General features: G+C 45.7%; 1 protein-coding gene. It reads left to right on the top strand.

Annotated features, from left to right (window positions below):
• Positions 1-716 (top strand): IS66 family transposase (tnpC, locus tag LB465_RS18065; protein ID WP_224471314.1); only part of this gene is annotated, 716 nt, incomplete at its 5' end.
• Positions 717-790 lie beyond the last annotated feature (74 nt).

Genomic DNA, 790 nt, shown 5'->3' on the forward strand with positions numbered 1-790 from the left:
CCATAGATGGCACCGTACTCTTTGATTATCAGCCCGGGCGCAGCCGTGAGGCTGCCGATCATATATTGGCCGGCTTTAAAGGCTACCTTCAAAGTGATGGGTATGCCGCGTATGATAAAATCGGCAAACGTGAAGGGGTTACCCACCTGAACTGCTGGGCCCACGCTAGAAGGGAATTTGACAAAGCAAAGGATAATGACAGGGATCGCGCTGAAAAAGCCTTAAGCTTTATTCAGAAACTCTACGCAGTGGAAGCCCAGGCACGAGAACAAAACTTAAGCCCGGAGCAGCGTAAATCCCTTCGCCTGGAAAAAGCACTGCCTGTTATCAATGAATTTGGAAAATGGATGTTCGATCAGATGAAACATCAACTGATCCTTCCCAAGAGTCCTATCGGAAAAGCCTTCAAGTATTCCATGGATCGTTGGGATCAGCTTAGCGCCTATCTTTTTGATGGTATTCTGGAGATCGATAATAATTTAGTGGAAAATGCCATCAGGCCATTGGCCCTGGGTAGAAAAAATTACCTGTTTGCGGGTTCTCATTCAGCGGCAGAAAGAGCCGCAGGAATCTATTCCTTCTTTGCCATCTGCAAAAAGCACGAGGTAAACCCATATGAGTGGCTCAAATATACCCTGGAGAATATCATGTCTATCAACCATAAAGACATCCGGAATCTCTACCCTCAGAACTACAAGAAATTAAAGCAAGCTTAGATCAAGTTTATCCGAGGGGACCCGATAAATAAAATTATGCTAAGTTAGAGGATGTGGTTGGTGGGCCGGATACG

It is taken from the genome of Salegentibacter lacus, from assembly GCF_020164555.1.
GTDB classification, from domain to species: domain Bacteria; phylum Bacteroidota; class Bacteroidia; order Flavobacteriales; family Flavobacteriaceae; genus Salegentibacter; species Salegentibacter lacus.